At 49.5% G+C, this 21,025-nt stretch carries 14 protein-coding genes; 1 reads left to right on the top strand and 13 read right to left on the bottom strand.

The annotated features are described in order from the left end of the window. Window positions 1-49: 49 nt before the first annotated feature. From rsmB to GPK83_RS06905, 12 genes are all read right to left on the bottom strand, one after another. Complete coding sequence (rsmB, locus tag GPK83_RS06960) at window positions 50-1,381, bottom strand: 16S rRNA (cytosine(967)-C(5))-methyltransferase RsmB (RefSeq protein WP_215704361.1); 1,332 nt, start codon at window positions 1,379-1,381, stop codon at window positions 50-52. Continuing rightward, complete coding sequence (locus tag GPK83_RS06955) at window positions 1,371-2,096, bottom strand: zinc metallopeptidase (protein ID WP_215704360.1); 726 nt, start codon at window positions 2,094-2,096, stop codon at window positions 1,371-1,373. The genes rsmB and GPK83_RS06955 overlap by 11 nt, the downstream gene beginning before the upstream one ends. 94 nt (window positions 2,097-2,190) lie before the next feature. Then, complete coding sequence (fmt, locus tag GPK83_RS06950) at window positions 2,191-3,117, bottom strand: methionyl-tRNA formyltransferase (protein ID WP_215704359.1); 927 nt, start codon at window positions 3,115-3,117, stop codon at window positions 2,191-2,193. A 1-nt stretch (window position 3,118) separates the two neighbouring features. Continuing rightward, window positions 3,119-3,595, bottom strand: a complete 477-nt coding sequence (def, locus tag GPK83_RS06945; protein WP_117469670.1) for a peptide deformylase — start codon at window positions 3,593-3,595, stop codon at window positions 3,119-3,121. A 37-nt stretch (window positions 3,596-3,632) separates the two neighbouring features. Continuing rightward, window positions 3,633-5,852 (bottom strand): primosomal protein N', encoded by a 2,220-nt coding sequence (priA, locus tag GPK83_RS06940; RefSeq protein WP_215704358.1) that lies wholly within the window; start codon window positions 5,850-5,852, stop codon window positions 3,633-3,635. Window positions 5,853-5,888: 36 nt separating this feature from the next. Then, a complete protein-coding gene (murF, locus tag GPK83_RS06935; RefSeq protein ID WP_215704357.1) occupies window positions 5,889-7,277 on the bottom strand; it encodes a UDP-N-acetylmuramoyl-tripeptide--D-alanyl-D-alanine ligase in 1,389 nt (462 codons plus the stop codon). 56 nt (window positions 7,278-7,333) lie between these two features. Beyond that, entirely contained in the window at window positions 7,334-8,815 is a 1,482-nt protein-coding gene (locus GPK83_RS06930; protein ID WP_118598136.1) for a UDP-N-acetylmuramoyl-L-alanyl-D-glutamate--2,6-diaminopimelate ligase, read from the bottom strand. A 73-nt stretch (window positions 8,816-8,888) separates the two neighbouring features. Beyond that, window positions 8,889-10,559 carry a formate--tetrahydrofolate ligase gene (locus tag GPK83_RS06925; protein ID WP_117483685.1) on the bottom strand — a complete coding sequence of 557 codons (1,671 nt, stop codon included), beginning with the start codon at window positions 10,557-10,559 and terminating at the stop codon, window positions 8,889-8,891. A 92-nt stretch (window positions 10,560-10,651) separates the two neighbouring features. Continuing rightward, window positions 10,652-13,924 (bottom strand): DNA translocase FtsK 4TM domain-containing protein, encoded by a 3,273-nt coding sequence (locus GPK83_RS06920; RefSeq protein WP_252196253.1) that lies wholly within the window; start codon window positions 13,922-13,924, stop codon window positions 10,652-10,654. Window positions 13,925-14,941: 1,017 nt separating this feature from the next. After that, window positions 14,942-15,352, bottom strand: a complete 411-nt coding sequence (locus GPK83_RS06915) for a hypothetical protein (protein ID WP_215704355.1) — start codon at window positions 15,350-15,352, stop codon at window positions 14,942-14,944. Between the two features lie 646 nt (window positions 15,353-15,998). After that, window positions 15,999-16,673: an ATP-dependent Clp protease proteolytic subunit gene (locus GPK83_RS06910; RefSeq protein WP_117566566.1), complete on the bottom strand. Its 675-nt coding sequence runs from the start codon at window positions 16,671-16,673 to the stop codon at window positions 15,999-16,001. 88 nt (window positions 16,674-16,761) lie between these two features. After that, window positions 16,762-18,405, bottom strand: a complete 1,644-nt coding sequence (locus GPK83_RS06905; RefSeq protein WP_215704353.1) for an SH3 domain-containing protein — start codon at window positions 18,403-18,405, stop codon at window positions 16,762-16,764. Between the two features lie 314 nt (window positions 18,406-18,719). On the opposite strand from GPK83_RS06905, the gene GPK83_RS06900 reads away from it, so the two are divergent. Beyond that, the gene (locus GPK83_RS06900; RefSeq protein ID WP_015554630.1) at window positions 18,720-19,286 is read left to right on the top strand and encodes a hypothetical protein; all 567 of its coding nucleotides are present in this window, start codon (window positions 18,720-18,722) and stop codon (window positions 19,284-19,286) included. A gap of 92 nt (window positions 19,287-19,378) precedes the next feature. Here the strand turns inward: GPK83_RS06900 and cls are convergent, their stop codons facing one another. Next, window positions 19,379-20,965: a cardiolipin synthase gene (gene cls, locus GPK83_RS06895; protein WP_215704352.1), complete on the bottom strand. Its 1,587-nt coding sequence runs from the start codon at window positions 20,963-20,965 to the stop codon at window positions 19,379-19,381. Window positions 20,966-21,025 lie beyond the last annotated feature (60 nt).

Raw genomic sequence — 21,025 nt, 5'->3', positions numbered from 1 at the left:
TAACGGATCCGCAGGCAGTCATGTCCGCGGATTCAGAACCTGCGCAGTATTATTTCTTCTTTTTGAACACAGAGATAAAGAAGCCGTCGCAGGGATGGAGTCCCGGAAGAAGCTGGATCCTGTTCTCCCTGCAGGAACTCTTAAGAGCCTCCGGCAGGAGATCCGCGATCCTCTTCTTTTCAAACGGCAGATGCTTCTCGATCCAGTCCGCGTTCTCATTATTCTCTTCCTCTGTGATCGTACAGGTACTGTAAACAAGCGTTCCGCCAGGTTTTACATACTGGTTCACCACAGAAAGGATCTCTCTCTGCAGCTTCGCGAGATTTTTGATTTCATCTCTCGTCATCCGCTCTTTGATATCCGGCTTCTTTCCGATAATTCCAAGACCGGAACATGGGAGATCCGCCAGAACCACATCTGCCTGCTCCACCATAGACGGATCCAGAACTGTTGCGTCCCAGACGTTCGTGCGAATGTTCCGGAAGCCGCAGCGCATGATATTCTCCTCAATAAGATCCGTCTTTCTCCCGCTCACATCTCTCGCTTCCACCATGCCGGTACCTTTTAAAAGATCTGCCGCATGCATGGCCTTTCCTCCCGGAGCGCCGCACACGTCAAGAACGAAATCTCCCGGGGCAATGGATGCCGTCTGTGCCGCAAGGGAGGAACTTGGATCCTGAACTGTGATCTTTCCCTCCGAGAACGCGCGCACCCGGTCTAAGTAATCGAAACCACGGATCGAAGCGATCCCCGGAAATATCCCGGACTCCTCCACCGTAATGCCCTGATCTCTCAACTCTCCGATCGTTTTCTCCGCCGGGGAAATGCTCTCGTTAAAGCGCACCGTAAGGGGGCGTTCCTCTAAAAATGACGCGGCAATGGCTTCAGAAGTCTCTTTTCCATACATTTCCTCCCACATGGATAACATCCACCGGGGGATCGAATAGCGCTCCGAAGCGTCCTTCCAGACGAGTTTCCCTTTTTCTCTGGAGACCGTCCGCAGGACACCGTTCACAAAGCCGGAAAGCCTCTGGAATTTTCGTTTCTTTGCGAGCTTTACCGCCTCATTGCAGACTGCAGAATCCGGCACACGCTCCATATACAGAATCTGGTAGACCGACATTCTGAGGATCTCCCGGATCACCGGTTTCATTTTCGCGGTCTTCACCTTCGAAAAACGGTCAAGCACCGCATCGATCTGGATCCGGTACTCCAGAGTTCCCTCCACGCATCTTGTGATAAACGCGCGGTCCTGACGCTCCAGAAACAGGTACTTTTCCAGTGACTGTTTTAAAACAATATGGCTCAAATTATGGTTTTCAAGGACTTCCAGAAGGACGTCAAGGACGACCTCCCGGATATTTGTCGTATTATCTGTCACGTCTGTTTCTTCCTCCAAAGAGAATTATGAGACGGAGAAGCTGCAGGATCGAAGTCGCTGCTGCCGCCACATAGGTCAGTGCCGCCGCGTTCAGTACTTTTCTCGTCCCGTTTACTTCCTCTCCTGCGAGAATGCCCTGAGCATCCAGAAGTCTTACTGCACGGGCAGACGCATTATACTCTACCGGAAGTGTCACAAGCTGGAACAGCACCGCCAGAGAGAACATTAAGATTCCGATCTCCACTAACGGAGAACCAAGTCCGCCGAACACAAGTCCCAAAAGGATCAGCGGCCAGGAAAGTCTCGATCCGAAGTTTGCCACAGGAACGAGAGCGCTTCTGAACCGTAACGGTGCATATCCCTCATTGTCCTGCATCGCGTGGCCACATTCGTGGGCAGCAACACCGATAGCCGCAACGGAAGTCGCTCCGTATACGGACTGGGACAGGTTTACGGTCTTCGTCCGCGGATCATAGTGGTCGGTAAGTTCACCGGCGATCTGCTGGACCGTCACATCGTAAATTCCCTGCGCATTTAAAAGGCGTCTCGCCGCCTCTGCCCCTGTCATGCCAGTCATGCTGCGGACTCTGGAATATCTCGAGAACGTGGAATTTACACGTCCCTGAGCCCAGAGAGAAAGGGCAACTCCGATCAATACAAGGATGATCGTCGGATCAAGGCCATAACCATAACCGTAACCATACATTCCGTACATAAAACATCTCTCCTTTCGATCTCGTTTCTGTCGTCCCGGCAGCCGGCTTTTCAGCCGGAATTTTCAGGACCGCCCGCGGCATCACCCGCGAAGCTTACCCGCAGAAACTTCCGTCTTCCATCTGGAAACCGCGCAGGAAGGAAGCTGTATCCATCCGCTTCTTTCCCTCAAGCTGAAGTTCCTTTACATCAAGGACACCCTCTCCGGTCTCCAAAAAAAGCCGGTCCTTTGTCACATGAATCTTTCCCGGAGTTCTTTCTCCCGGAAGATCCGTAACCTCTGCTGACCAGATTTTCATCGTCTTTCCGGCATATAATGTATATGCGCTTGGCCACGGATTTAAACCGCGGACAAGACGCTCAATGGACACCGCGTCCTTCGTCCAGTCGATATGTCCCATTTCTTTCGTGAGCATCTTCGCGTAGGAAGTACCGGACTCTCCCTGTGGAGTTCTCGTGATCGTTCCGTTTTCCAGTCCCTTTAAAGTGGATAAGATCATGGATCCACCGAGGGCAGAGAGCTTGTCAAACAGGCTTCCGCCAGTCTCTTTCTCATCTAACGGGATCGCTTTCTGTTCCAGCATATCGCCGGTATCCAGCCCCACATCCATCATCATGGTCGTCACTCCGCTCTCCTTCTCACCGTCAATGACCGCCCACTGGATCGGGGCAGCCCCGCGGTATTTCGGAAGCAGGGACGCGTGTACATTCACGCAGCCGTATTTCGGAAGATCCAGAATGGACTTCGGGAGGATCTGGCCAAATGCGACGACAACGATGGCATCCAGTGCCATCGTTTTTAAAAGCTCCACAAATTCCGGATCCCGCACCTTTACCGGCTGGTATACCGGGATTTCATACTCGATCGCTTTTTCCTTTACAGGAGTCATAAGGACGGCTTTTCCGCGCCCCTTCGGCTTATCCGGCTGTGTCACCACAGCCACAACTTCATGTCCGCCCTCAATGAGAGCAGTCAGCGTCGGAACCGCAAAGTCCGGCGTTCCCATAAAAACAATACGCATACTATTCCTCATCCTCTCCGGCTGTATCCTGAAGTTCGCCCTCTACGAGATCGACGTAAAGTTTTCCATCCAGATGGTCGCACTCGTGGAGAATGCATCTCGCGAGAAGTCCGTCTGCCTCGATCACATACTCTTCCATATTCTCATTGAGAGCTTTTGCCTTTACATGATCCGCGCGGGTCACCTGTCCGCATTTTCCCGGAACACTTAAGCAGCCTTCCTGACCGGTCTGACTTCCGCTCGTCTCGAGGATCTCCGGATTGATCAGCACATACTGGTTTCCGTCCTCCACATCGATAACCACGACGCGCTTGCGGACACCCACCTGCGGTGCGGCAAGGCCGACGCCGTTATTCTCATACATTGTCTCAAACATATCTTCGATGAGCTCAAGGGTCCTCTCATTCATTTCCTTTACCGGCTTACACTCTTTTGTAAGGATCTCATCTCCGATGGTTCTGATCTGTCTGATTGCCATTTTATCTTATTTCCTCTCAATTTTTTATCGAAAACTACTAAGTCAGATCGTACTGGACGAACACATTCCGGAAAAGATCCGGGATGTTCTCCCGCTTCCGGGCGCAATTTCTGACTTTTAATAGTATATCATAACTTTCATGTTTCATATATAAAATTTTTCTGTAATTATCATTAAGTTTGTAGGGGGAATCCTCCACCGGACCGATGACCTTCAGTCCATCCAGTGCATATTCCCTCAGAATGACCCGTTTCATATCCTCTGACGCACGGATCACATCCGCCTCCCTCTTTGAGGAAAGTCCGATGGTCAAAAGTCTTACAAGGGGCGGATATCCCATCATCTTCCGGTACAGAAGCTCCTGCCGGTAAAACTGCAGATAGTCCTGCTCTGCCGCGGAGGATACCGCATAATGGTCCGGCGCATATGTCTGGATCACCACATCTCCCTGAAGCTCCCCGCGCCCGGCCCGCCCGGATGCCTGAGTCAGGAGCTCAAAGGTACGCTCTGCGCTCTTATAGTCCGGTGCATAGAGGGAGAGATCCGCTGCCATGACACCCACAAGGGTCACATTCGCGAAGTCATGACCCTTTACGATCATCTGGGTCCCAATGAGAATATCCGCCCCGCCCTCTGCGAAGGTGGCGAGGATCTCTTCATGAGCTCCTTTTTTTGCCGTGGTGTCCGCATCCATCCTTAAGATCCGGGCCTTTGGAAATTCCCTCTTTGTAAATTCTTCCAGTTTCTGGGTCCCCGTCCCAAAGGGCGCGATAAACGGGGAACCGCAGGCCGGACATCGATCCGGCAGCGGCCGTTCAAATCCGCAGTAGTGGCATTTTAACCGTCCGTTTTTGTGGTATGTAAGACTCACATCACAGTGTGGGCATTTCATAGCCTTTCCGCAGGAGCGGCAGGACACAAAGCCCGCATATCCCCGCCGGTTCATGAACAGCATCACCTGCTGCCTGTTCGCCAGCCGGTCCTCGATCAGCCATTTTAATCTCCGGCTGAAGATCGAGCGGTTTCCCTCTGCGAGTTCTTCTCTAAGATCCACAATATGGACCCCCGCCAGACGGCTGTTCTCCTTTGCCCTCTTTGTGAGGGTCAAAAGCTTATACTCGCCCTGTTCTGCCAGATAATAGCTCTCCACGGACGGTGTCGCAGAGCCTAAGACTACGGCTGCCCGGCTCATATCTGCCCGGACCTTTGCAACCTCCCTGGCATCGTACCGCGGTGCTGTCTCACTCTTGTAAGCTCCCTCATGTTCCTCGTCGATGATGATAAGCCCCAGATCCGGAAACGGTGTGAAAAGAGCGGAACGCGGACCGATCATAATATCGATCTCCCCGTTTGCCGCCCTCTCCGACTGCTCATAGCGCTCCCCCGCCGAAAGTCTGGAATTCATGATACCAACCCGGTTTCCAAATCGCCGGTAAAAACGCATCACGGTCTGGTAAGTCAGGGAGATCTCCGGGATCAGGACGATGGCCTGTCGGCCTTTCCGAAGGACGTAGTCGATGAGCTCCATGTAGACCTCCGTCTTACCGCTTCCCGTGATTCCGTAGAGCAGATAGGTATTACGCTGTCCGGAATCATAGTCCCGGATCACGGTCTCCGCCGCGTTCTTCTGTTCCTGATTCAGGGCAACAGGTCCGGTCTCTGGAAATCTGTTTCCTGCTCCCGGTTCTTTTTTGACTGTTTTCAGGTCCACGATCTCTTTTTCTACTAACGGTTTCAGCATCGCAGCCGTGATGCCGAGCTTTTCGGAAGTCAGCTTCAAAGGCAGCTCCCCGTTTTCAAGAAGTGCCCGGTAAAGCCTTATCCGTGCCCGGTATTTCTTCTTTTCCGCTTCTATAAGCAGCGTTTCGATCTCATTCTTCGGTTTTAAGGAAACGATCACACGTTCTTCCCTCGGCATCACCTTCGCCTTTACGGGAAGAACCGTCTTCAGTGCCTGATTCATCGTGGTGGAATAGCGGTCCTTCATCCAGAAGGCGAGGCAGATCATCTGAGTACGGATCGGGACAGCGCCTGTCTCCACATCCAGGAGCTCTTTCATTTTTTCAGGGTCATAATCTGTCTCTTTTGAGAGACCTACCACGATCCCTTTCCGTTCGGTATTTCCCTTTCCGAAAGGGATGTTCACCTGAACTCCGGGCTTTACAAGCTCTTTCAGATGGTCAGGGATCCGGTATTGGAAGATCCGGTCCACATTTTTTACGGAAAGATCAATGATGACATCCGCATACGGTTCCATTTCGGATCCCTCCCTTCTCAAAACTTCCGGCCATTCCTACCTTCCGGCCATCTCCACGAATTGATCTGCCACAGCAGACAGTCCCATGGAGTTGGATCCCTTAAAGAGAACGCAGTCTCCGTCCCGGATCTCCGCTTCCAGATATTTCACCATCTCCCCGCAGTCTGAAAATTCCACCACCGGAATCTCCTTCACCGCACGAACGCCTTCTGCCAGACTCCTGCATGCCTCGCCCAATGTAACAACAAGATCCACGCCGGAATTTGCCGCGTACTCGCCCACCTCCCTGTGGTAGGCCAGATAATTCCCGCCAAGCTCCTTCATATCCGCAAGGACAGCAATATGGCGTTTTCCCGTGAGTCCCTGAAACACATCGAGAGCCGCCTTCATGGATGCCGGACTCGCGTTGTAAGAGTCATCCATCACCGTAAATCTTCCGTCGGCATAGACCTGCTGGCGGTGTTTGAACCCGTGGAAAGTCAGAAGACCCTCCGCGGCTTCTTCCATCGTCATACCGCGTTCACAGCAGACCGCAATAGCTGCCAGAGCGTTCATCACATTGTGTGTGCCCATGACGTTCAAGAGGACTTTCTGGGTTTTTCCCGCATGAACAGCCGTAAACTCCGTCTTTCCGTCCATGAGGACGATGTCCACCGCGCGGTAATCACAGGTTTCCCCGGCGCCATAGTAGACTGTCTTCACACCGGCCTTTCCTCTGGTCCTGCAAAGCATATCATCGTCGCCGTTTAAGATGAGGATGCCGCCATCGGAAAGTCCGTCCTGGATCGTCAGCTTCTCTCTGTAAATATTCTCGCGGGATCCAAGCTGCTCGATGTGGGTGATCCCGATGTTTGTGATCACTGCCACATCCGGCTTCGCGATCCGTGCGATCACGGTAAGTTCACCCGGCTCGCTCATTCCAAGCTCCAGAACACCCACTTCATCTTCTTTTGTGATCTCGGACACGGTAATCGGAACTCCTACCTGACTATTGCTGTTGCCCGGAGTCTTGTATACATGAAACCGCGCGGAGAGTGCCGCCGCGATCATTTCCCGCGTTGTGGTCTTTCCGACGCTCCCTGTGACACCGACAATGGGCAGTGTCAGACGTTTTCTGAGGTAACGGCCTACGGCCTGAAGTGCCTTTTTCGTGTCATCCACAGCGATCCAGGCACAGGAGGTCTCCGCCATTTCTTCCGTTTTTTCCTTATGCTCACTTGTAAGCACCGCACCGGCTCCTTTTTCAGCAACCTGTTCCAGAAATTTATGTGCATCTACTTTCTCGCCGATGATCGGCACGAAAAGATCTCCGGTCTCAACCTGTCTGGAATCCAGGCGGATCTTGTTTAACATGACACCGTCATCTCCGGAGAGCAGTACGCCTCCGGTGGCAAGGACGATATCCTGAACGCTTACGTTCTCCATTCCTTTCCAATCTCCTTTACTGCTGCAGTCTGCGTCCCTCTGCGGACGATCATACATTATCCTTTTACCGCCTCTTCCACGACTTCCCGATCCAGGAAATGATGTTTCACACCTTCGATCTCCTGATAATCCTCATGGCCTTTTCCGATAATGGCGATCATGTCACCCTCCTCGGCGTTCCTGATCGCGTAAAAGATTGCTTCCCGTCTGTCCGGGATCACAAGATATGTTCCGTCCGTCTTCGCAAGGCCCACCTCGATGTCCTTGATGATGTCCTCGTTTTTCTCAAAACGCGGATTGTCGGCCGTAATGATGCAGAGATCCGCCATCTTTCCACCGATCTCCCCCATTGAATATCTGCGATCTCTGGCGCGGTTTCCACCACAGCCGAATACACATACGAGACGCTTCGGATGATAATCCCGGAGTGTTGTCAGAAGACTTTCCATGCTGACCGCATTGTGGGCATAATCCACGATCACACTGCACTTTTTCGATACGTGCGCGATCTCCATGCGACCATCCACGCGGACCTTCACGAGGGATCCAAGGATTGCCTGTTTTGTATGATCATCAAGCACCCCGCTTCCACCGGAAAGCGCCAGAGTGCAGACCGCCAACGCCGCCAGAGCATTATCCGCGTTGAATTTTCCCGGCATCCCTACGCGGACTCTTCCGTCAAGCATGCCGTGGATTGAGAATTCAATTCCCACAAAATCGTGATTTGATGCATAGTGAATGTCATCACCCATGAAATCCGCGTTTCCGTTCAGGGCATATGTAAGAAGTCTGCAGGTCGCATCCTTTACGACCTCATCGTAGTGGTCTGTCAGACGATTCACGATCCCCGTTTTGCAGACAGTAAGAAGCCTTGACTTATAAAAAAGATACTCTTCAAAGCTCTTGTGTTCCTTCGGCCCGATATGGTCCGGAGAAATATTTGTGAACAGACCGTAGTCAAACATGATCCCGCCGACCCTGTGAAGCATTAAGGCCTGAGAGGAGACCTCCATCACACAGCACTCACAGCCAGCTTCCACCATTTTATGGAAATAATCCTGCACCACATAGGATTCCGGTGTCGTATTGGAGGTCGGGAATTTCACATCCCCGATGACTGCGCCATTCGTTCCGATGAGACCTGTCTTCTTTCCGGCTGCCTCAAGGACCGCCTTGATCATATAGCTCGTCGTGGTCTTTCCCTTCGTGCCGGTGATCCCGATGGTGATCAGTTTCTCTGCCGGATAACCGAATCTCGCCGCAGAAAGCTCCGCCAGCGCGAGTCGTCCGCTCTCGACCCGGATCACAGTCACATCCGCCGGTACTTCCACTTCTTTTTCTACCACAAGAACTTTACAGCCAGCCCTTAATACGTCCGGAATAAACTCGTGGGAATCCCTGGTGCTGCCCTGAATGCACACGAATACGGAATCCGGTCTTGCCTTTCTCGAATCATAGATCACTTCATCTACGTTCTGGTCCAGACTGCCGCAAACCAGATCGTATTTCATGCGTTTTAACCAATCTCCAATTACCACTGTCGTCATCCTTTCTCATAACCCACACAGGCGGGAACATATGCGCCCGCCTGTGAGTTTTCTTACTGCTTTTTTAGAATAATCCTATGATCTTTCCGTTCTCGTCCACGTCAATATTGTCCGCTGCCGGTTTCTTCGGAAGTCCCGGCATAGTCATGATGGAACCGGTAAGCGCAACCACAAAGCCTGCGCCCGCGCACACATACGCATCGCGCACAGTCAGGTCAAATCCTTCCGGACGGCCAAGCTTCTTCTGGTCATCGGATAAGGAATACTGGGTCTTCGCCATGCAGACCGGAAGATCGCCAAAGCCCATCTCTGTGATCTTCGCGATCGCCTTTTTTGCCGCCGGTGAGTAGCTTACGCTGCCCGCGCCGTAGATCTCCTTCGCAATGGTCTCGATCTTATCGGAGATTCCCATCTCATCCGGATATAACGGAGCGAAATCACTCGTCTTTTTCTCCAGGGTGTTTATTACCTTCTCTGCGAGTTCAATTCCGCCGTCTCCGCCTTTTGCCCATACCTCGGACAGCGCAAACTCACAGCCTCTCTCCTCGCAGAAGTTCCGGATAAATTCATACTCTGCCTCTGTGTCCGTGAGGAAGGAGTTTAAAGTAACGACAACCGGCACATGGTATTTCTGGATGTTTTCGATGTGTTTCTCAAGGTTTACGATACCTTTCTTCAATGCCTCAAGATTCTCCTCGGAGAGCTGGTCCTTCGGAACACCGCCGTTGTACTTTAACGCGCGGACAGTAGCCACGAGAACAACGGCATCCGGATGGATCCCCGCCTTGCGGCACTTAATATCAAAGAATTTCTCTGCGCCGAGATCTGCGCCGAATCCTGCCTCTGTGATCGCCACATCCGCAAGCTTTAATGCGGTTCTTGTCGCCATAACGCTGTTGCAGCCGTGGGCGATATTCGCAAACGGTCCGCCATGTACAAGAGCTCCCGTGTGCTCTAAGGTCTGTACCAGATTCGGTTTGATGGCATCCTTTAAGAGAGCTGCCATGGAACCGACCGCGTTGAGATCCTTCGCTGTCACCGGCTCACCCGCAAAATTATATGCTACAATGATCCTTCCGAGGCGCTCCTTCAAGTCTTTCATATCCGTTGCCAGACAGAGGATCGCCATGATCTCGGAGGCAACCGTGATCACAAAATGGTCTTCGCGGACGAAACCGTCTGCCTTTGCGCCGAGTCCCACTACAATGTTTCTCAGCACACGGTCGTTCATGTCAAGACATCTCTTCCAGAGGATCTGTCTCGGGTCGATTCCAAGAGTATTTCCCTGCTGAATATGGTTGTCAAGAAGTGCTGCCAACAGGTTGTTCGCTGTCGTGATCGCATGGAAATCACCGGTAAAATGAAGGTTTAAGTCCTCCATCGGAACGACCTGGGCATATCCGCCGCCGGCTGCTCCGCCCTTGATTCCAAAGCACGGCCCGAGGGATGGCTCACGGAGAGCAAGCATCGCTTTCTTTCCGCACTTTGTCATCGCCTGTGCAAGTCCGATACTGGTTGTGGTCTTTCCCTCTCCTGCCGGAGTCGGGTTGATCGCTGTCACCAGAACGAGTTTTCCATCCGGTCTGTCCTTGATCTCCTGCCAGAGCTCATTGGAGATCTTTGCCTTGTACTTTCCGTAAAGTTCCAGATCGTCCTCAGTAATTCCATACTGGGACGCAACGGTGGTAATCGGGAGCATCTTCGTCTCCTGTGCAATCTCGATATCGGTCTTCATAATCGGTATCCTCCTTTTGTAGTAGCATATCATTTCTGTGGATCTGCGGCTTCCGCAGCAGGCAGCCATTTCAATTTCAACAGCCGCAGGCTTTAGTACCCCGCTTCCAGGAATTCTTCGAACTCTTCCATGGACATCAGGATCTTCCTTGGCTTCGTTCCTTCCTCTTCCCCTACAACACCGGCCTCGGCAAGCTGATCCATGATCCGGGCAGCACGGTTAAAGCCGATCTTGAACATTCTCTGAAGCATGCCGATCGACGCTTTATCCTTCTCGATAATGAACTTGCCCGCATCGGTAAACAATGCGTCCCGCTCATTCTGTCCGCCCGCTCCTCCGGCTAAGGAGGACTGGGTCAGTTTTTTCTCGATTTCCGTGTTATATCCTGTATCCTCGTTCTGTTCTTTTAAGAACTCGGTTACATTTGACACCTCGCCGTCCGATACAAAAGCGCCCTGCACGCGGAGCGGCTTCGGATAACCGGACGGGTAAAACAGCATATCGCCGTTTCCTAACAGTTTCTCTGCGCCGTTCATGTCGAGGATCGTTCTCGAATCCACGCCGGACGCAACAGAGAACGCGATCCGTGACGGCACGTTCGCTTTGATCACACCTGTGATGACATTGACGGACGGACGCTGGGTCGCGATAACAAGATGAATTCCCGCTGCCCGGGCAAGCTGTGCCAGACGGCAGATCGCGTCCTCCACCTCGTTTGAGGCAACCATCATGAGATCCGCCAGCTCGTCGATAATGATCACGAGCTGCGGCAGTTTCTTCGGAATCTGGTCTGCAGGGATATCCCCGCTCTCCGCCAGAGTCTGTACCTTCGCGTTATACCCTTTCAGGTCTCGGACATTCGAGGAAGCGAACTTATTGTATCGTTCCATCATCTCCGCAACTGCCCAGTTGAGGGCACCGGCCGCCTTCTTCGGGTCGGTGACTACCGGGATCAGCAGATGTGGGATTCCGTTATAGACGGAAAGTTCAACCACCTTCGGATCGATCATAATGAGCTTCACATCATCCGGGGATGAGCGGTAGATCAGGCTCATGATCATCGTGTTGATTCCTACTGATTTACCGGAACCAGTCTGCCCAGCGATCAGAAGGTGCGGCATCTTTGCGAGGTCTGCAATGACTACCTGTCCGCCGATGTCCTTACCCACCGCAAAAGCCAGTGTCGATTTATGATTTTTAAATTCCGGGCTCTCTAAAAGGTCACGCAGATAGACCATGCTGTTGACCTTGTTCGGCACCTCGATTCCCACGGCTGCTTTTCCGGGGATCGGCGCCTCAATACGGATATCTGCCGCCGCAAGGTTTAACTTGATATCGTCCGCCAGCGACAGGATCCGGCTCACTTTTACACCCTGCTCCGGGTGAAGTTCGTACCGGGTAACGGTCGGCCCACAGCTGATATTCGTCACGGTGACTCCGACACCAAAGTTTCTTAATGTCTGCTGGAGCTTGATTGCCGTATCCTTAAATTCCTGTTCCGACTGCCCCGTCACGGGAGCGCCTTTCTTTAAGAGGTCAAGCGGTGGGATCATATAAGGTTTCTTTGGTTTTTCTTCCGTCTGCCGGATCTCCTTTAATACCTCGTTTCCTGCCTCTTCCCTCTCGGCTGCTTCCCGCTTTCTTACTTCCGCCTTTTTCTTTATGATCTCTTCTGTATCCGTTTCAATGACTTTTCCGGACGCGGTCACGACCTGACGGTGTTCTTCGGACGGTTCCTTAGCGGCCGGGCGTTCAGGGGATTTCTCGCTGCTGCCGTGTGCTGCCACATATGCACGGCTTCCCGGCTCTGCTGCCTGAATCCAGTAGTCCTCATTTTCCACATAAGGCTCTGTGTCGAGAAATTCGTCATCTGAAAGAACGCTCATGGATTCTTCTCCGGAGTCAGGAATTCCGGCCGTCTTTTCATTTTCTTCCGTCTCCGGGAACTCGTTTTTTTCCTCCTCTGCCGTCTTCGAAGTCTCTGCAATTTCGTCTGGTTTGGCATTCTCTGCACGGAGTCCGTCCGCTCTTCTCTCCGTGTCCCTTCTCATGGACGCAAAGATCTCGTCATCGTCCGCCGCGGGCTCATCTAACGGGATATCCGGGAGATTGGATAAGACGGACACCTTCGGTTTTTTCTCCCAGGCCTTTGTCTCCCTTTTCTTTTCGTCCGGGAACATATCCTCATCATCAAAGGCACTTTCCCCATGACTGATAAACACGTCCTCATCCTCATGGATTCCGGCCGGGACAGCATCTTCCTCAAACGGAACGCGTTCCACATCCTTCATCGCGTCTTCTCCGGATCGGCCTTCCTTACTCTGATCCTCACTGGAAGACTCCGGATTTTCTACCGGCCTGCCTCCCATCGTGATCTTTCCTTTAAAGATATCTGCAGGATCCGGCTGCATACTTCCTGTCTCCGCCTTCGGATCCGCCGTTTCTTCTTTATATGTATCGGAAACATCTATTTCCTGTTTCGTCTCATCTGCCTCGGACACAGCCTCAGCATCCACAACGCCCATATAGCCACCGGCAATTCCACCGAAATCCGGAGTTCTCGAGAGATCTGTCGCAGCAAGATCCACGCCCTGAACGCGCTGCTCTTCCCGGAGTCTGCGTTTTTCCTCCTGACGTTCCTCGTGGAGTTCTTTTCTTCTGCTGTAATCTTCCTTTGCATACCGATATGCCTTTCCACTTCCGCTCTTAACCGCGGACACGAAGGATTTTTCCGTGATGCACACCAGTGAGATGATCATAAATACGAGAAGGACCACATAGGCCCCGATGGTTCCCACCGCTGTGTGGAGAACCATAACAAGAACACCGCCGATCACGCCGCCGCCAAGTCCACTTACTCCGGCGGACTTATAGATATCAAGGATCGTCTGACCTTCCCGGTATCCGCCGCCGAACACAAGCTGCGCAAGACCACAGAGCACGATCAGAAGGACTTCCACCGCGATCATCTTGTAGACTGCCCGGATATTTCCCTTATTCGAAGCGTAGAATAACAGTTCTGCGAACAACAATAACGGAGCCAGATAACCGATACAGCCGAACACGCCCAGCATGATCCGGCTGAAAAAGTCACCGAGGAATCCGCAGATATGGAAGTTGCTCAAGAATAACAGCACACATACCGCGAAGGTGCCGAGGATCACTGCCTCAGACTGTAAGAATCCGGTATCTTCCTCATACTGCGGTTTCGTTTCTCTTCTCTTTTCGGAAGCTCTCGCCCCTGTCCTTGTTGTCTTATTCTTAGGCGTCTGTGCAGATTTCTGCGTTGTCTTTGATGTGGTTTTTGTTCTTGCAGACACCTGTGATTGTTTTGTCGTTTCTTTTTGTTTTCTGGTTCCAGCCAAGTGCTTTTCCCCCTTTAATGTCTGCATCTGTCGAAAAATGTCAATGTATCTGAAAAAATGTCAAAGCAGTCGCGAAGCAGAGACAGTTCCAGAAGCAGATTTACTCTTTCAATAAACCTCTGCGACTGTCGCAGTCATTAACTGCATCTAATTTTAAACATACACGAATCCCAATATTGCATCATAATCTACTTTATCGTTCTCTTTTCGGCTTTTATTTGCCTTTTTTTATCTCTTTCAGATGCAGTTCAGTGACAGATCAGTGCAGCAGCAGTTTATAATAAAAAAAAGATTCTAAGCTATTTTTTCTATATTTAACTCGATTATTTGTGTATAATATTCATATTTATGTATTCTTATTCATTTTCGTTTCCTTGTTTAACCTGTTTTTCTATAAAATCTATTTATATACTATATTTAGTATTCTGGCATGTTTAACTTTTTCTATTTTCATGTTTTATAGGTAATCATAGCAGTATTTCTCTCTTATTTCAAGTATTTTAATATTTAAGGATGCGAATGCGGCTGGATTTTAACTGCAATTGCTTTAAATCATAGAGTTCATATGCAGAGACATTTCAACGGAAATAGGCAACTGTCTGGTCAAATCGTAGGCATTCCTGCTGCTTCTGCGGCTGTCACTTCTTCTGAGCTGCCGATCAGCTCTTAATCATGATTTTAGTCCTACTGCCATCAGTGGCCGTGGCATTCAGAGGCAGATGCAGAAAAATCTCTAATCTCCATCTCTATTTTTCGTAAAACTCACATAATAAATAAAAAGGAGTTTTTGCATGAAAAGTTTTATTCATAAATTCAATATTAAATATAAAAAAATTTTAGATTCATCTAATGTCCTTTTTTATTCAATTTTAGGTTTATTTTTAATAATAAATCCCATGTTTGTTTTTATATATCCCTATTTTCCCAATAAAGCTCTATGGATAGTATTGTTCTTGATAATAGATCCATTTCTAATTTACTCATTGGGTCTCTCGCTAACCAAACCTAATTAAACGTTTACTTTACCTTCAACAAATCGTATAGAAGAGTTATTCCTATGGCACTGAGAGTCAACGTATTTCCAATATTTTCATTATTAAGCTGGGTTATTCTTTCTAAATATGAATTTTCGTAAGTCATAACGGTTAATGCACATCCACCAGCAAATGAAATAAACCATGTTATTATCTTAGTCAAATCAGATCTTGATGCTATGCTGCTTAATGGCCCAAAAGCGATAGATGCAATGAACGAAACAAATGATGCTATTAATATAACTTGTTTTATTGAAAAAAGTATACCCACTGTTAAAGCTGTCAAATAAATACACAAGATAATCTTTGTTACAATTCTTTCTTTTGTAGTATATGATTTGTCTTTAACAGTATCTGTAATTTCTTCAACTGTAACGAAATATGTTTTTTTCATAGATAATCTCCTTTGCACCTATAATTTTACTTCTGCTTCTGATTATATCATAAAGAAAAAATATTTCATTACAATCCTAAAACTATAAAACGGATTTTTATAAAAATTCAGTTATAGATTTGGTTTTCTAATGAGTTATAGATAGAAAATCAATTCATTTCACCCATAATTAACTGGTTTTCAATAAAATCATTTTTGCAATTTTGATGTATATCATATGCAATCCCGATATTAATTACAGAATGCTCTCTTCTGCTTCTGCTGCTTGCTCTGTCATCTGTTATGTCTGCGACATGCAGCTATTCTTATTTTGATCTTCATTGCTTTAGCTTCTCTGGCTATTTCAGCTTCTGCTTTCCGTTTTATAAGAGTTTTAATGCCTCTGCGGCCGTTTCTGTATTTCTTAATCTAAATCCTCGCAAATCTCTTTCAGAGGCTTTTCATGGGCAGATCAGTGGCAGCAGCAGTTTATAATAAAAAAAGACCCTAAGTTTCCTTAGAATCTTTGACACTTTTTATGACAACAGCGACATTTTTCAACTGATCAGCACATTTAACTTTACGGGGCAAGTACCCCAAAATATAGTATACAAAAAAAAATGCCAAAATGCAACCGTAAGAAATTATAAATCGAACATATTTTCGGTCAGTCGTTTTTTATCAGCACATTCAGCTTTTCGATGGCGTCCCTGATTCCGCCTTCTCCGTCGATCAGTCCGCACTCCACCGCCTCTTTTCCGACCAGAACCGTCCCGAGATCCTTCGTCAGCATCTTCGTATTGTGCATGAGCCGTTTCATTTTTTCCCGATCGATCCTGCTGTGCTCTGATACAAAGCTTATGATCCGTTCCTCGATCATTTCAAAATATTCGTAGGTCTGTGCCGTCCCGATCACCATCCCGCTCATGCGCACCGGGTGCACCAGCATGGTCCCGGTCGGCACGATAAAGGAATAATCTGACGCCACCGCCAATGGCACACCGATGGAGTGGCTGTCCCCGATGACTAAGGAAACCGTCGGCTTGCTGAGGGAGGCGATCATCTCCGCCAGTGCAAGCCCGCAGCTCACATCCCCTCCGATGGTATTCACAAGGATCAGGACCCCTCCGATCTTCTCATCGCTCTCCACCTTCGCAAGTTCCGGCAGAATATGTTCATACTTTGTAGTCTTCGTACTCCCGGATAGATTGTCATGCCCTTCAATCTCCCCGATGATAGATAAGAGATGGATCCTCTTACCGTTCTCTTCCAGCGTCACCTGTCCGTTCTCCCGGATCCGCTCCTCCTCCGCCTTTGTCTCCTTCTGTTCCTTTTCATTCATAACAAAAAAACTCCTTTCTGACATGCCAGGTACACCCAGTATGTCCAGAAAGGAGTTCTCATATCCATTTTTATCACAATTTACCCGATCAGGACCTGTTTCCAATTACATCCACGATGCACACCGGAGTTCTGTAGTTCCAGGTAGAGATCTTGATTCCGCTTCTTCGGCTCGCTGCGTGGATGATCTGTCCATTGCCGATGTACATGGCAACATGGTTGATCCTTCCCCGGCTGCTTCCGTAGAAGATCAGATCGCCCGGCTTCATCTGACTCGACTTGATCCGTTTTCCGCTGTTCGCCTGGGAACCGGAGTAATGTGGAAGGGAAATTCCGAAGTTTTTCATAACCGACATGGTAAATCCGGAACAGTCAGCGCCTCTTGTAAGGCTCGTACCACCCCAGACATATGGATTGCCCAGGAACTTCATCGCGTAGTTTACGATCCGGCTTCTTAAGGAAGCACTTTCTTCCGTCGGTGAGAATTTGATCGCCTCAGACAGGGCATATCGTACTTCCACAAATTCTGAGGAGACATAAGCGGAAGAAATTTCATCGTTTCCATCGCCTTCTCCGCCTTCATCAAATTCGATCTTTACCCAGCCGTCGAGCTGCTCCGCGACATGATACCGCTCATTCTCGGAGATCTGGGTCCAGATCTTCGCGTCGGTGGACGGCTCTGTTCTCGCGTTTAAGCGGTCCGCATGGACGATCGCCATAAGCTCCGCATGACTCATCGCCGCCTCTTTCGCAGCGTCACCGGTAAGAATATACTCGCTCTTTACATATCCGGTAATTCCACCGGAACTGATCTTATACCAGCCGTTGGCATCCTCTAAGATCTCACATCCAGCATAGCTCGGGAGCTTTCCGATGATCTTTTCGCTCTCACCTGCGCCCGCACGGATATTTAAGTAATTGGAAACGTTGGATACGCCCGGATGGTCATAGAAGTTTAAGACCATCTCCTTCATATCCAGCTTGTTTGCCTCGTTCATACAAAACCGTTTTTCCGCGTAATCCGCAGAGATATAGCCGCCGGAGATCTGATACCAGCCATCTGTCTCCCCGAGAAGTTCATGAAGTTCACCCTGAAGGCATTTACCAACGATGTTTCCGTCCATAGAAGGTGTCTCACGGATATTTAAATTGTCTGCGGTAATATATACACGTTCCTTTACAAGGTCTTTCGCCGCGGTCTTTGCTTCATCCCCGGTCAGGATATATTCCGCGCTGGCATATCCCTCGACCTCGCCGGAGCTGATCTTATACCAGCCCTCCAGAGTCTCCAGAATCTCGCAGGCACTTCCATCGGAAAGTGTTCCGATCACATTCGCTGCCTCATTCGGGTCTTTCCGGATATTTAAGTAGCCTGTGACCTTCGCGATACCAAGATTCGAGTAGGAATCGATCACTTCTTTAATCTTTGCATCCGTTTCCGCCGACTCGGATTCGATCTCTGCACGGCTCTCCTCCTCTGCCTGAAGGGAAGCTTCCTCCGCACTCTCGCTCTCCGAGGCGGACTCAGATGCAGCCTGCGCCGCCGCCATTTTTCCTTTGACGGCGTTCACGGCCTTTCCGCCAAATACCACCGCCACAACGATCACTGCAAGAACAGCCGCTCCGATCACAAGGATTCCGTACTGTTCCCAGAAAGACGGTTTCCTTCTCCGCTTTCTGCTCGCCTTGTTGATAGAATCCATATAGTTTACTGTATCTTTATCATCATTCATGTGTTTATCTCCATTACTGTTTTCCGTCTTCCTGTACGATACATACGAACAATAGTGTAACATATTTGTAATAAAAAATCAAAATTTTTTCTATTAAAAAAGTATGAACAGAGCCGGGGCGATTTTGTATTTTATTTAACACAATTTCAATTCATAATTGATAATATTGCCGGTTTTCTGTATAATATTTTTAAATATTTGTCCATATTGCTGTAGTTTTCCACCACCTGCAGCACGTTTCAAGACAAAGCAGCAACCCGTCCACCTCTGCATAAGTCATCAAGACTTCTCTATACCCCGGGAGGTACCAGCTCATGAAGCACTACACAAGTCCCCGCATCCAGAGAGCGCAGCTATTCCTTATGAAAGTCTCCTCCTATCTGGAGATCGCCTGTGCCCTGGTCCTGATCGTCGCGATCTGTATCGCATTTATACCGGTTCCCCAAAACCTGTACAGCCTGTATCTCGACAATGGCTTCGATCTTTCCGATTTCATGAAGAAAAGCTTCGATCTCGTCATTGGCGTAGAGCTTTTAAAAATGTTCTGCCGCCATGACATCGACTCCATCGTCGAAGTCCTTCTCTTCTCCGTGGCAAGACAGATGGTCATCGACCACCTTGCCATCAAAGAAGCTCTTATCGGCTGTGTTGCCGTTGCGATCCTCTTCGCTGTCCGCAGGTTTCTCTTCGTACCCATTCTGGATAATCCGGATGAGCAGGAAAGAAAATTAGAAAAAGACCAGTACATCAAAGAACGGATCGCGGACGCGATCGCAGCCTACAAAAAGGAGATTGGCGCAACCTCTTTACGGGAACGCGCAGAATCATCTGTCAACACGGCCGCTGCCGACCCGCTAAACGAGAAAGAAGGAAGCGAGTAGAGGATCATCCTCTTCCCGCTTCCTTTTCTTTTTCTGTATGATGCCATCCGGGAATTTTCTCCCGGCACGGCTGTCCTTCTCCTGCATTCTCCCTACATCAACGGTGCGATCAGACGCATCGCCTTTCCACAGAACTTATGCAGTGCCGGAAGCGCCTCAACGCTCTCTTCTGTCATACGCACGCATTTCGGCAGCGTCTCATCAAAATCTTTTTTGATCTGCTCCACCACCGGATTCTCATAAATATAAACGCCGCACTCAAAATTCAGATACTGGCTTCTGAAATCCATATTGACGGATCCAACCACAGCTTTCTCCCCATCGCTGACAAACGTCTTTGAGTGGACAAACCCCGGCAGGTACTCGTAAATTTTTACCCCCGCCTCTATAAGCTCCGTATAGTAGGAGTGGGCCAGCATGAACGCTGACTTTTTATCGGGAATATGAGGCATGATGATGACCGTGTCCACCCCGCGCTTTGCCGCATAGGTCAGGGCTGTGATCATATCATCATCGAGCACCAGATAAGGGGTCATAATGTACACATATTTCTTTGCCTGATAGATAATATCCAGATAAAGCTGGTGTCCCACCGGTTCCCCGTCGATCGGGCTGTCAGAAAACGGGATCGAAAATCCGTCCATGTCAAGCTCCGGAGAATGGAAATAGTCCCCGGTGTCAAGATACGGGCTGTAATCAAAATCCGAATCCGGCTTTTTTGAGCAGACATCCCACATCTGGAGGAACATCACCGTAAAGTTCTTCACGGCTTCTCCCTTCAGGCGGATCGCATTGTCTTTCCAGTGGCCAAACCGGACTTTCCGGTTGATATACTCATCCGCGAGGTTCACGCCGCCGGTGTAGGCGGTATGACCATCGATCACAAGGATCTTTCTGTGATCACGGTTATTCTGGCTTGTAGAGATCGCCGGGCGGATCGGATTGAAGATCCGGCAGCGGATTCCCTTTGCCTCCAGCTCCTTCGAATAGTCGTGGGGCAGGTTGGAAAAGGAGTTCATGCCATCATAGAGGATTCTTACCTCCACGCCCTCTTTCGCCTTCTGCTCAAGGATCTTCAGGATCGAATCCCACAGGATCCCTTTTGAAATAATGAAATATTCGACAAAAATATATCTTCTGGCCTTTTGGAGCTCCTGAAGGACATCCGTATAGAACTCATCTCCCAGTGGAAAATATTTGAAGTTCGTGCGGTCCCAGGTAGGATAGCCGCCGCTTTTCTTCATATAAAGGCTGAGATTCGCATTTCTCCGGCTCCTGCGGCTAAGCCGTTCATAGACAGCCGTGTCCTGCTCCAGAAAGTGGTCCGTCCTCTTCTGAACCTCGGCGATCCGTTTGGCGAAGATCTTCGTCTCCATCTGAAGCTGGACAAACACGTAGAACAAGGTTCCGAATACCGGAAACAGCAGGACAGGGATCAGCCACGCCATTTTAAAGCTGGCGTTCTGCTTTTCGTTCAGGATATGGATCGTGAGAATCGCGCTGATCAACGCGAAGGAGCCGTATCCCCAGGCCTGATATTTGTTATCCAGCCATACATAGATCCAGAAGAAAAACGCCAGCTGCAGCGCGATAAACAGCAGGAAGAACATGGTTCGTCCAAATACGACCCTTAAAAGGCCACGCTTTCCTCTTCCCTTCATTTCATCCATTTCGATCATAAATTATGCCTCATATCTTCTGTTAAACCGCCGGAGACTGTTTCCCCGGCGGCTTCTTTT

The sequence above is a fragment of the Clostridium sp. MCC328 genome (assembly GCF_018785465.1).
GTDB lineage: Bacteria > Bacillota > Clostridia > Lachnospirales > Lachnospiraceae > Pilosibacter > Pilosibacter fragilis.
The sequence above is the reverse complement of the archived record's forward strand: the minus strand, read 5'-3'. Positions and strand labels throughout refer to the sequence as shown.